General features: G+C 45.9%; 8 protein-coding genes. 5 read left to right on the top strand and 3 right to left on the bottom strand.

Going from position 1 to position 12,536, the window contains the following annotated elements; translation table 11 throughout:
• On the top strand, window positions 1-777 hold a 777-nt coding region (locus tag QT998_RS16580; RefSeq protein ID WP_333115156.1), incomplete at its 5' end, for a glycerate kinase.
• A 256-nt stretch (window positions 778-1,033) separates the two neighbouring features.
• Here QT998_RS16580 and QT998_RS16575 read toward each other — a convergent pair.
• Window positions 1,034-1,399, bottom strand: a complete 366-nt coding sequence (locus QT998_RS16575; protein WP_333090078.1) for a hypothetical protein — start codon at window positions 1,397-1,399, stop codon at window positions 1,034-1,036.
• A gap of 327 nt (window positions 1,400-1,726) precedes the next feature.
• On the opposite strand from QT998_RS16575, the gene QT998_RS16570 reads away from it, so the two are divergent.
• Entirely contained in the window at window positions 1,727-2,254 is a 528-nt protein-coding gene (locus QT998_RS16570; protein WP_333115157.1) for an orange carotenoid protein N-terminal domain-containing protein, read from the top strand.
• A gap of 333 nt (window positions 2,255-2,587) precedes the next feature.
• Here the strand turns inward: QT998_RS16570 and QT998_RS16565 are convergent, their stop codons facing one another.
• The gene (locus tag QT998_RS16565) at window positions 2,588-4,483 is read right to left on the bottom strand and encodes a sensor histidine kinase (RefSeq protein WP_333090076.1); all 1,896 of its coding nucleotides are present in this window, start codon (window positions 4,481-4,483) and stop codon (window positions 2,588-2,590) included.
• A gap of 532 nt (window positions 4,484-5,015) precedes the next feature.
• Here QT998_RS16565 and QT998_RS16560 point away from each other — a divergent pair.
• The 3 genes from QT998_RS16560 (at window position 5,016) to QT998_RS16550 (ending at window position 9,224) form a co-directional block, all read left to right on the top strand.
• Complete coding sequence (locus QT998_RS16560) at window positions 5,016-5,735, top strand: response regulator transcription factor (RefSeq protein ID WP_333090073.1); 720 nt, start codon at window positions 5,016-5,018, stop codon at window positions 5,733-5,735.
• Window positions 5,736-6,158: 423 nt separating this feature from the next.
• Window positions 6,159-7,343: an RNA-guided endonuclease InsQ/TnpB family protein gene (locus QT998_RS16555; RefSeq protein WP_333090071.1), complete on the top strand. Its 1,185-nt coding sequence runs from the start codon at window positions 6,159-6,161 to the stop codon at window positions 7,341-7,343.
• A 225-nt stretch (window positions 7,344-7,568) separates the two neighbouring features.
• Complete coding sequence (locus tag QT998_RS16550; protein ID WP_333115159.1) at window positions 7,569-9,224, top strand: alpha-amylase family glycosyl hydrolase; 1,656 nt, start codon at window positions 7,569-7,571, stop codon at window positions 9,222-9,224.
• Between the two features lie 471 nt (window positions 9,225-9,695).
• On the opposite strand, the gene QT998_RS16545 is transcribed toward QT998_RS16550, so the two are convergent.
• Window positions 9,696-12,344, bottom strand: coding sequence for an EAL domain-containing protein (locus QT998_RS16545; RefSeq protein ID WP_333115162.1), 2,649 nt, complete (start codon window positions 12,342-12,344; stop codon window positions 9,696-9,698).
• Between the last annotated feature and the right edge of the window lie 192 nt (window positions 12,345-12,536).

Genomic DNA, 12,536 nt, shown 5'->3' with positions numbered 1-12,536 from the left:
CACGTTTTGAAGGTGATTCTGGGAAAAATGGGATATTCTACGGTCAGCATTTCTTTAGATGACCTTTACAAGACTTATGCCGATCGCCAACAACTCCAAAAAACAGACCCCCGTTTAATTTGGCGCGGCCCCCCCGGAACTCACGATATTGACTTGGGAATCGCAGTTTTAGACAAGTTGCGCGGTTCACAAACTAGCGAATTAGCAGCAGTTGATAATCTAAAATCCGATTTCCCGAAAACAGATATAATTAAAAATATAGAAATTCCCCGGTTTGACAAATCTGCCTGGGGTGGTGCGGGAGACAGAACTCAACCCGAAATTATTTCCGGTGCGGATATTGTACTGTTTGAAGGTTGGTTTGTCGGCATGAATCCAGTCGCTGATGCCACATTGAACGAGTTTTTAGCAACTGCGCCGTTTCCGCTTACTACAGAGGCTGACTGTCAGTTTGCGCGCGATATGAATGCGAAGCTGCACGACTATTTGCCGCTGTGGAACCGATTAGATCGGTTGATGGTTTTGTATCCCCGAGATTACCGCGTTTCTCAAGTGTGGCGCAATCAGGCGGAACGGGAAATGATGGCGGCGGGTAAGTCGGGAATGTCGGAAGCCGAAATTAATCGGTTTGTTGAATATTTCTGGAAAGCGCTGCATCCTGAGTTATTTATGCAGTCGATGCTGGAGGGCGATCGGGTAGACTTGGTAATAGAAATTTTGGACGATCGCACTGCGAGCAAGATTTGTCGGGCGATCGACTTAAAATCAAGCAATTAGCGACACTTAAAACTTCATAGATATAAAATTTTTTTTAAGATCTGCTGATGAAGTCTTACCCCCCATACTTTGGGGGGGGTAATATCTAGCGCTACTTTATGAAATTGGTATTATATCAAATCCTCTCTTCATCGGAATAGTAAATTCACTGTTGACTGTTGACTGTTGACTGTTAACTATTAACCGTTAACAGTTAACATCATGTTGGAGTGCAACTGGAATTGATATTATGTGTCGAGGATTGAGAATTTCTCAATTAACTGCCAGGAGTACCGCGATCGATCGCCTTCTCTACCAAATCGTCGGTAACATTCGCCGGTGTACCAGCAGGCTTAACTTCCTTAGCCATCGCCCGAAAATCATCGGGCTTGCTGCTTGAATTTGTCGATGTTGGGATATCTTTAGGAGCAGGAACATCAAATTTAGGCTTAGTTGCGGCGGCGGCAGCTTTGGCACCTGCACTTGTGCGATCGACTTCACTAACGCTGAATTCTTTGGAAGCTTCGTAGTCTGCCGATACATCAACATTCTGCAACTTTTGTTCTCCAGCTTCCACATTTTCAGTTATTTGCTGAGCGTCAAATGTTTGAGAGTTATTTGCTTGTTTACTGACTTCAGACATATCGGACTCCTTGCTAGTTTTATTTAAGAATTCAATATCTAAATAATAAATTAATTTCGCAGCTTTTTCATCTATCTGCAGATGTATCGGTGGCTTCTATCTTAAGGATGACTTTTGACTACTGGTGGCTAAACATTACGTCCGTATAAAAAACTAATCTAACCGCCAGACCGTACCCCAAATCCTTATAAAGTCAGTCATTTGCCAATCTTAAATCTCAAATCTCAAATCTCAAATCTTAAATCACATTACCTCTAGAGGATGGTGACTTGTACTTACCAATCTTGATATCTATATATTCTGGAAGCATTTTTAAGGAACTTATTTATGAACTCACCCGCCGAAACCAATTCTCACTCTCTCTCCAACGACACTCAAAAGATAGTTCAGAAAATCAACGGGTTGGGTACAGATGAAAAACTGGCGCTGCTCTACTTTATTTATGAAGAAATGGGAGATTCAATTACACCAGCAGCTCCCCAAGTCGCAGAGCCAGAATTAGCTCCCGTGCTGCTAGGTGATTTTTACAACCTTTCTGATGATGAACAACTGAATATAATGCGAGCTATTGTCAACCGCGATGACACGCCTTATTCTCGCGATTACGGAGCTTTAACTGCTAATAATCAGTTGGTGGTTTGGTATGCTTGGGCTATTGGTATGGGTGATAAAATTGTCGATATCCCCGAAGGATATGAGGCAACTGAGGCTGTCAATGGCGTGTTGGGTGAAATTGAAGGTCTTGATTTTGAACAGCAAATTTCGGTGCTGCGCGATGTAGCTAATAATATGGGCCACACCGATGTTAAACCAATTGCTACTCAGGCTGAAGTTGGGAAAACTTCTAGTCTTTAGTCGGTTGTTAAAACCGCTTCGAGCTAAACGCAGAATCCTGTCCGAGCGATTAACCGCACAGATAGGTTAGTTCGCAGCGCGGAATGGGAGTCCGCTCCTGGATTGCGGAATGCGAGTCCGCAATCTAGGAACGTTTTTGTTTTGGTAATCGATCGCACATAATACGATCGCCAATATCAAATTCGGTAGCATCAGAATTGTATATTTGCATCCTTAAGAGTGCTGTCCCCGAATAGCGATCGATTTCGCTCTTCGGAGACAGCAATACATAATTTTGATGCTATCAAAAAGGATCTAACCGGACTTCCTTCTTCCTTTTGTTTCCTGCATTTTTTATAGCTGAGCGTGAATTTTGCGCGGAATTTCGATCGTAAATGTCGAACCTTGTTTTAGTTGACTTTCTGCGGCAATTGTGCCGTCCATCATCTGAACTAAAGAAGTACAAATCGCTAATCCTAAACCGGTACCTGGATAAGCGCGGGCTGCGGTTTGGTCGGCTTGGCGGAATTTGTCAAAAATTTTAGGCATATCAGTTTCACAGATGCCGATTCCTGTATCCCGAACTGTGATACTTAGCCGATCGCCATTTAATTCCCGCACCTCGATCGAAATGCAGCCCTGATGCGTGAATTTAATCGCGTTGGAAATTAGGTTAACCAAAACTTGCCGCAGCCGCCACTTGTCATTAACTATCAACCGCTCCTGCAAGCAGACGCTAACAGACATTGCTACATTCTTTTCGGTGGCTTGAGTTCCAAATTCCCGAGCGGCATCCATTACTAAGTGCGCTAAATTAAATTCTTCTATTTCTAATTCTGTGCGGCAACTCTCAATTTTGGAGAGTTCGAGGATATCGTTAATCAGGGTTAGCAGGTTTTTGCCGTTATTTAAAATCCGCGATACCATCTTTGTTTGCGGCTCTGTCAGCAGTTGTTTGTGCTGGCGCAGCAGCAATTGAGAAAAGCCGATAATCGAATTCATGGGAGTTAGCAATTCGTGGGACATGGTGCCCAAAAATTGGGATTTTAACTTCGCTGCTTCTAGCAATTGCAATTTTTGCTGTTGAATGCGCCGGCCCTGATTTTCGAGTTCTTCCTGCTGGCGAATTAATAGCTCGTTTTGCAACTCTAAAAGCTGTTCTTGCTTTTTTAATTTTTCGATCGCCCGCGCGTTGTTAATCGCGATCGCAGCTTGTTTTCCCATTACCGCCAGCAGTTGCACAGATCCCTCAATTGCCGCGCACTCTTTCCCGGTGCCGATCGCCAACACGCCCAAACGCCCACTTTCTCCCGACTCGATCGCCGCAGCGATTGTCGCCGCCGGGAATCCCGAGTCGCAGTCAGAGTAGCACAGTTGCGACTCTCCCGTCGCAAACGCTTTCAACAGCAGGTTGTTTTGCACCTGCGGGGTTTTGCCTTTCTCAAAGCTTTGGGAGCCTCCGACAGCGGTGAGCTTGAGGCCGCTGCAATCGCAGTCGGGGAGCGCTACCAGGCAAAATTCAGCTCCGGCGATCGCCTCTAAAGTAGCGTCTGCGATTGCTTGTAACAATTCCGACAAGTTACCCGCGCGCTGGCTTAACAAATTTGTAAACCGCTCGATCGCCTGCAAATCTTGCCCCACCTGCGTTAGCGTCTTGTTTTCGCACAAATTTTCGGCTCGGAAGTTAGCTTGCGAGCACGCTTGGGGCCCCAAAAATTCTGGTTCTGCTTCTGTCCCGGCTTGAGTTTGTTCGATCGCGTCCATATCTGTGTAGGTTCCCACCCACTCTAAAATATCGTGACTTTCTGGGTTCGCGGGCGCTCCTCTGGCTAGGTTCCAGCGGTAAGTGCCGCAGCGCGCCAATAGACGAAATTTTATTTCGTAACTTGGCGGCGGGGTTTGAGGATTGTGCGTTAGCGAAGCCCGCCCCTGCGGGGGCTGCGCCAACGAAGAGGATCGGGCCAAAAGACGAGGACGGTCTTCTGGGTGAACGCGCGCTAAATAGCCGAAACCCAAGGCTGCTGCTGCTGGTACCCCCGTATACTCCTCCCAGCCATGACCTAAATAAGTCGCCCAGCCCTTTGCATTTACTTTCCAAACTATGTGAGGAATTGCCGATCGCAGGCGATCGTCCTGAGTTTTGCAGTCCCAAACTTGTCGTTGGGGGGAAGTTATTTCTGATACTTTGTGTAACACTTCCGTGTCGGAAAACTCGGAGCGAAAAGAGTTATTGCTGTGATAGTGAGTCATAACTGGTTTTTATCAATAAGCACTCAACTCGAGCCCTAACATCGACTCAAGAATCGCGCTACTAGCTTTATTTATTTTGATTGCCCGAAAGCATCAAAAGTTTTTATAGTTTAAATGTATCTGAGTAGTGTTATCTTTACCTCTATCAAGGGGCGGACAATGGCATAATTCAGTTAAACTGTTAAAAACATTGAGAGCTTACCAGCAAAAAAATGGGTTTAAAGCCTCCCTTTGGAGGGAGAAAGGAAAAATTAATTTCCCTCGCTGACAATCTCTTCGCGATCGAGTACGAGGTGATAGTCCCCACTCAACAGTCCCCGGTCAACTGTTGAACCGTCCCGCGATCGGGCGCAAGCTGGCAAGGGCGGCAAAATAATTTAAAAATTAACTTGCAAGAGGGCAACTGCATGAGTATGCTTAAACAAGATGTGCGGCTTGTCAAACTCTAAATCAGCACACATTCTCAAATTTACTCAGTTTGGCTGAGTCAGTGGACGATATTTTAAAAGTTTAGGGGACTATTGGAAGAAACATGAGTAAAATTCGCGTTGCATTGATAGAAGACCACGACCTGACAAGAGTCGGCATCCGCACAGCTTTACAACAGCGTGACACGATAGAAGTTGTCGGCGATGCAGCTAACGCTACAGACGGATTGAAACTGCTTCAATCTTCAAAGCCTGATGTGGCAATTGTAGACATTGGTTTGCCAGATTTTGACGGTATTGAACTTACACAAAAGTTCAAAAAATCGGTAGCGGAGTCCGATCCGGATACCAAAATTTTGATTCTGACTTTTCAGGACAATGAAGAAGAAGTGCTGGCAGCTTTTGCCGCCGGAGCTGATTCTTACTGCATGAAAGATATCAGCTTCGATCAGTTGTTAGATGTGGTAAAAGTAACTCACGAAGGTAACTCTTGGATCGATCCGGCGATCGCGCGCATTGTTCTGAAACAAGCTCGCACCAAAGAGTCTGCCCCGGAAGAACCGAAGGTTGAGGGCAAAAGAGTCACAATTAAGGCTGCCGAACCCGAGTTCACTCACATCATTGAAACTTACCCTTTAACCGAGCGAGAATTAGAAGTTTTGGAACTGATAGTGCAGGGTTACAGCAATGCTGCGATCGCCGAAAAGCTTTACATTACTGTCGGTACGGTCAAGACTCACGTCCGCAATATTTTAAACAAGTTGTGCGCTGACGATCGCACTCAGGCGGCCGTGCTCGCCCTCCGTTCTGGCTTGGTTGGATGAAGCGTTATCCAAAGGCGAAAAAGTAGTTAACATAGGGTGCGCGTGGCGCGCCTTACCCAGATCCTGTAGGGTGTGCAACGCGCACCTTACTGCCAGAAATATAGACGGCAATCTCACCATCGCCACCCCGATATTTTTAAGTATTAAAAAGCTATATTTACCTCCGCATCTATCCCAGTGCAGATATTTTTAAATCATTATTTATCAGTAAATACACCTTAAGATAGATGTCAAATAATGATATAAATACTAATAGTTAAGATTGAACGATCGTAAATAAAACAAATGGCGATCGCACTTACCAAAAAGTTGGGTCTAAAGCCCCGTCCTTATAGGACGGCTTTAATTATAACAAAGTGTGAAGACTTGTTAAGTATACAGACTTATAAGTAAAAATTTTAGCAAAAGTGATAAACTATTCCAATGATAGTTTTAGAGTTTAAGTTGAAAGGCAAAGCGGAGCAATATCGAATCATCGACGACATGATTCGGACGGCTCAATTTGTCAGAAACAAAACTCTTAGACATTGGATAGACAATTCCAGGATTAAGTTAGTAGACCTGTACAAACAATGCGCCGTTGTGGCGAAAGAATTTGAATGGGCAGGCAAGCTTAACTCGACGGCCCGTCAAGCTTCGGCGGAACGTGCTATTTTTGCTATCCAACGTTTCTTCGCCAATTGTAAAGCTAAGAAGCCCGGAAAAAAGGGCTACCCGCAGTTCAAGAAGTACACTCGTTCCGTCGAGTACAAACAATCCGGCTGGGCGCTTTCTAGTGACAAAAGATGCCTAACGTTTAAGGATGGCTTTGCTGCTGGAAAATTCAAGTTAATTGGTAATCGGGATTTGCATTTCTCCGCACCCGATGAAATCAAGCGAATTAGGGTAGTGCGTCGTGCCGACGGCTATTATGCCCAATTCTGCATCAACATCGAACGAAAAGAGGAAGCCGTTTCTACTGGCAAAACTATCGGCATAGATGTGGGATTAAACCACTTCTATACTGACAGCGACGGTGAAACAGTTCCCAATCCTCGGTATCTCCGCAAAAGCGAAAAAGCTTTGAAGAGATTGCAGAAGCGAGTTTCTCGGAAAAAGAAAGGCTCCCAAAGCCGTAAAAAGGCAATCAACAAGTTAGGAAGAAAGCACCTAAAGGTGAGTCGGCAGCGTAAAGACTTTGCCATTAAGACGGCGTTGTACGTGGTGAAATCTAACGATTTTGTAGCCTACGAAGACCTTCAAGTGCGTAACATGGTCAAGAACCACAAACTTGCTAAATCAATTAGTGATGCCGCGTGGTCACAATTTGCCGAATGGTTAGAGTATTTTGGAAAAGTGTACAGCAAAACAGTTATCGCTGTTCCGCCACAATACACATCTCAGGAATGCTCAAACTGTGGCAATATTGTTAAGAAAACTTTATCAACCCGAACGCATATTTGCGGTTGCGGAACGATACTAGATCGCGACCACAACGCTGGAAGAAATATTTTAGCAAAGGGTTTGAAAGCCCGTGCAGGAATCAATTTAAATACGGTGGGGCACACCGGAATTCACGCTGGGGGACAGACCGATCTCTACTCGCTGGTGGCGACAAAACAGAGATAAGTTCGACTGGTTGATCCAAGAATCCCCTCGCCTCGATAGCAGGGGAGTGTCAAGAATACTGGCGCGATTTCACTTCACAAAATTCAGAAGCCAGGGCAAAATACCCTGCTTTGAGGAATAGTTGAGCAGTTAAAAAAGTTATATCCGCAGACTGATGCCTGAGTTCGCTTAAATTTGCGAAATTAAAATTATCAACTCTTACTGACATATTCTAAAAGAGGTAGTATGGCGGCTCCAATTGAATTCAAATTATTTGCTCCTTACAACAAAGGAGCTGCCTTGATGGGGTGTTTTTCTAATTGGGAAGAAATCCCGATGGAAAAGGATGAAGAAGGTAATTTCAGCACCAAAGTAGATTTGGAGGATGGCGTTTATCAATACAAATTCCGCGTGCAGTCGAAAAGCTGGTTTCTGGAAGCAGATCAGTGGATAGATTTAGTAGATCCCTACGCGACTGATATTATTGACGATGCGAGTCAAAACGCCGTTGTTAGGATCAAAAATGGCGATCGCATCGTCGATAGCTACGTCTGGAAACACGACGACAAACCCCTCCCTGCCGATCGAGAATTAATAATTTACGAAATGCACGTTGCCGACTTTTCCGGCGGCGAAGCAGATCCCCTCGCCCGCGGCAAGTACAAGCACGTAGTCGAAAAACTCGATTACCTAGCAGATCTCGGCATCAACGCGATCGAACTAATGCCCCTCAAAGAATACCCTGGCGACTACAGTTGGGGCTACAACCCCCGCTACTTCTTCGCAGCAGAGTCCAGCTACGGCACCACAGAAGAACTCAAAAACCTCATAGACGAGTGTCACGCCCGCGGCATTCGCGTCATCATCGACGGGATTTACAACCACTCCGAATCATCCAGCCCCCTCACCCAAATCGATCACGATTATTGGTACCACCACGCCCCCCGCGATCCAGACAACAATTGGGGCCCGGAATTCAACTACGAATTTTACGACGAAAAGTTAGGAACTTACCCAGCGCGCAAATTTGCCGGCGATGCAGTCCGCTATTGGGTTCAAGAATACCATCTCGACGGCATTCGTTTCGACGCAGCGCGACAAATTGCCAACTACGATTTCATGCACTGGATCGTTCAAGAAGCCAAAAATGTCGCCGGCCCAAAACCGTTTTACACTATTGCCGAATACATTCCCGAAGAGCCTAGCATCACCAATGTAGACGGGCCGATGGACGGCTGCTGGCACGACAGTTTCTATCACTCGCTGATTCCACAACTGTGCGGCGATAATTTTGATTTAGAGGGGCTCAAAGAGATAATCGACTGCAAGCGCCAAGGTTTCTTGGGCGCTACAAATGTAGTCAATTATTTGAGCAATCACGACCACGATCGCCTATTCTCAGAATTGGGCGATCGCGGAATTTTGGATGAAGCAGCATTCAAGCGGGCGAAGTTGGGAGTTGCGCTGTTAATGACGGCAGTTGGCGTGCCGCTGATTTGGATGGGCGAAGAATTTGGCGAATACAAACCCAAAACAATCGAGCAATCTAAAATCGACTGGACGCTGCTAGGAAATGACATGAATAAAGGTTTGTCGGAATACTACAAAGGCTTGATTCACCTGCGTAAAAATAACCAAGCACTTTACACAGAAAACATCGACTTTTTCCACGAAGATCCCGACGCGAAAGTGTTTGCTTACACTCGTTGGAACGATGAAGGTTCGAGAGTTGTGGTAGTGGCGAATATGTCGGAAAATTATCTGGCAGATTACAGCGTTCCCCACTTCCCGGCCAACGGAACTTGGCATGAATGGACGGGAAATTATGATGTTGAATCCGGCGATGACCATATTATGATTGACTTGCCGGAATACGAAGCAAAAGTCTTTGTTTGGCAGTAATATCAATTCCGCTTGCACTCATACCGGAATTGTTGACTGTTGACTGTTGACTGTTGACTGTTGACTGTTGACTGTTGATTGTTGACTGTTGACTGTTGATTGTTTGCTCGTTACCAGGCTCTGCCTGGTAACGCAGATCCGGAGGCTCTGCCTCCTTCGAGGAAAGCAACTTACAGGAGAAAGCAGTGTAGACCGATGCCCTGAACCCAAGAAATACAGCATATTCCAGGTTTATGAAGTACAGCAGCAGGCAGCAGGCAGCAGGCAGCAGGAAGAGGTAATAATAGCAATGATTTGGGCACTCGAAAATGCCCGATCGCGCTGTGACCGTTGCTGTACACCCCGCGAATGCCTGCCTCTGGTAGTACGTGCTTTGAAAATACACGCCTTCGGGCCCGACTCCCATCCCACAAAACAATCAAAATCATCCCGCAATTAGGCAGCGCCCTTTTTTGTTTTGCTTCCGGGTTGTTAATTTAAACTACATATTTTACTCAGTTGATTTTCCCGGCACAATTCGGTTACGGCAGCCACCGGTAATGGTTTGCTAAAGAAGTAACCTTGACCCATCTCGCACTGCAACGACTGCAAAAATGCCAACTGTTCGGCAGTTTCCACACCCTCTGCAATCACCTGTAAATTCAAGCCCTGTCCCAGGGCGATCGCCACTTTCACAATCGTAGCACCGCTGCTGCCGTTGAGCAAATCTGCCACGAAGGATTTGTCTATTTTTAAATTATTGAGCGGAAAGTTTTTCAGAGACCACAAAGAAGAATAACCGGTGCCAAAATCGTCCAGAGAAATGTGAATTCCCATTTGCTGTAACTGCCGCAATACCGACACCGTAAAATTCACATCGGTCATCGCAATGCTCTCAGTAATTTCTATTTCCAAATACTCAGGATTTAACTCGGTTTCTGACAAAATTTTAGCGATGGTTTGTACCGTGTTAGGCTGCATAAACTGGCGGCCTGATAAATTCACAGCTATCCGCATGGGCGGCAATCCCATTAACTGCCACGCACGATTTTGCAAGCAAGCAGTCCGCATCACCCATTCGTCTATTTGGCAGATAAATCCTGTTTCCTCAGCCAAGGGAATAAATCGATCGGGAGCAATCAAACCGCGTTCGGGATGCTGCCAGCGGATCAGAGCTTCCACTCCGACTATTTTGCAGGTATTTAAGTTTATTTGCGGTTGATAGTGCAGCACAAATTCTGAGTTTTTCAGAGCTTTGTAAAGCTGATTTTCTAAGTTAAGTTCTTCGGAGACTTGATTGCCGATCGCCCGCGTGTAAAACTGATAATTATTCCGACCCTTCTGTTTGGCTCTGTACATCGCAGCATCAGCATTTTTTAGCAAAGTTTCTGCATCTTCTCCGTCGTAAGGAGCCAAAGCAATTCCCAAGCTAGCCTTAGTATAAAGCTCCAGCCCGTCAAAATCAAAAGGACTGCTCAAACTGTGGATAATTTCCTTGCAAACCTTAATTGCTTCCTCTGGGCTGTTGATATTGTGCAGCAGCACGGTAAATTCATCCCCGCCCCAACGAGCGAGGGAATCACCCGCGCGCAAACAGTTAGTCAAACGCCGAGATACACCTTGCAGCAACAAATCGCCCACGGGGTGTCCGAGAGTATCGTTAACATTTTTAAATCTGTCCAAATCTAGAAAGATTACCGCCAGCATTTCGGCGTTTTGGTGAGCGTTAGCTAAAGCTAAAGACAGCCTTTGATTAAACAGCAATCTATTCGCTAAACCAGTTAGTTGGTCGTGAGAAGCTTGATGTCGGATCATCGCCTCGACGCGCCTCTGCATTGCAGCCATGTACAGGTGCGTTCCCAAAGATTTTGCTAGCTTCAGTTCCTCAGTGTTCCACTGTTGAGTTTCCCCGGTTTTGATTTCTTTCCAAGCTGTAAAGGACTGTCGGGGACGATCGTTCCGGGCGTCGGAATTGCAATTTCCAGCCCACCAAATTTCGGTTTCTACGGGGCTGCGAAAAACGGTGAGACAGCCGATGCACTGTTGGCCGTATTGCAGCGGTATTGCCAAAAATGACCGCAGGTCAGATTCGATCAAATTGGCAGATAAAGATTTGAGTTGAGGTTCTTGAGAAATATCGGAAATCGCGTACAATTGCGGTACGATTAAACCGGAAATATTTGTATCAATTGAACTGTAATGCTCGGAATGTAAATTTGGAAAAACACCTAATTGGCTGGTATTAACGGCAGTTTGTTCTGCTTCGTTTTCATTGGAAAACCCCATGATCTGCTGCCAAAACTCGCTGAGTTCCAAGTCGCCCTCCGAAGGCTGCTGGCCGCAGGTATAAAGTTGAGCGGGCAGATCGCCAAACTCGGCTGCAATGTACAGCCGCCCTCCCGAACCGTGCAAATGCTTGACAGTTTGTTCGAGAACTACTTGCCGAATTTCGTGGAGTTCTAGAGGAGAGTGCAGCAAACTGCTAATTTGGTTGACAACGGCTTCGTCGCGCGCTTGCTGTCGGGCTTGGCTCAGCAGAAAAGATTGGGCGATCGCAATTGAAAGCTGATCCACTAGCAACTGCACCATTTTCAATTCTCGATCGCTAAACCGTTTCGGTTTGCCGTGGTGAGAGACTAACAGCCCCCAAAGCTGATTTTGATGCAAAATCGGCACCGTCAGAGAAGAAAGCGCCCCCATAGCCGTGAGATATTCAACGTGACAGGAGTCTACAGGAGAATAGCGAATATCTTCAACTGCTAAAGTTTTGCCGGTTTCGGGACAATCTAACCGATTAATTGTTTGATGCTGCAATTGGACATCTACAATCACTCGCTGCCGCGCTTTGACAAACATTTGGCGGGCACTATTGGGAATATCGCTTGCCGGAAAGTGCAAACCAAGCAGGGATGGCAAATTGTCGCCGTTGATGGACTCAGCAATCACTTCACCGCTACCGTCGGGTTGAAAGCGATAAACTTTTACCCGATCGCTGCCTAAAAAACTGCGAATTTCTCGCACTGTTGTCGTCAAAATCTCTTGCAGTTCTAAAGAGTTGCGAATGCGATTAGTAATGCGATTGAGTAAAATTTCTTGTTCGAGAGTCGATCTTGACATGGGTCTAACTTTTGCACGGGCCATCCCTTTTGATCTCCGGCTGTTGACAGCATTTTTGCGAGCTGCTGTGTCAACTCGCCCTGTAGTATAGAATACAACACTTTCGCTGCGTCTGGGGGATTTATTCAACGTAAAACCAAGAATTTTGGTTTTTAGGGATCGTTCTGACTTGCCGACAAATTTCGGCGAGAAACCCGGTTTCTCACAGCAAGCAAT

The sequence above is a fragment of the Microcoleus sp. S1D4 genome (assembly GCF_036700765.1).
Taxonomy (GTDB): domain Bacteria; phylum Cyanobacteriota; class Cyanobacteriia; order Cyanobacteriales; family Microcoleaceae; genus Microcoleus.
This window is presented reverse-complemented; position numbering and strand designations above follow the sequence as displayed.

Excerpts from the sequence above, each read along its gene's own strand:
- QT998_RS16560 (WP_333090073.1), top strand. The coding sequence starts at position 5,016 with ATGAGTAAAATTCGCGTTGCATTGATAGAAGACCACGACCTGACAAGA.
- QT998_RS16550 (WP_333115159.1), top strand. The coding sequence starts at position 7,569 with ATGGCGGCTCCAATTGAATTCAAATTATTTGCTCCTTACAACAAAGGA.
- QT998_RS16555 (WP_333090071.1), top strand. The coding sequence starts at position 6,159 with ATGATAGTTTTAGAGTTTAAGTTGAAAGGCAAAGCGGAGCAATATCGA.
- QT998_RS16575 (WP_333090078.1), bottom strand. The coding sequence starts at position 1,399 with ATGTCTGAAGTCAGTAAACAAGCAAATAACTCTCAAACATTTGACGCT.
- QT998_RS16565 (WP_333090076.1), bottom strand. The coding sequence starts at position 4,483 with ATGACTCACTATCACAGCAATAACTCTTTTCGCTCCGAGTTTTCCGAC.
- QT998_RS16570 (WP_333115157.1), top strand. The coding sequence starts at position 1,727 with ATGAACTCACCCGCCGAAACCAATTCTCACTCTCTCTCCAACGACACT.
- QT998_RS16545 (WP_333115162.1), bottom strand. The coding sequence starts at position 12,344 with ATGGCCCGTGCAAAAGTTAGACCCATGTCAAGATCGACTCTCGAACAA.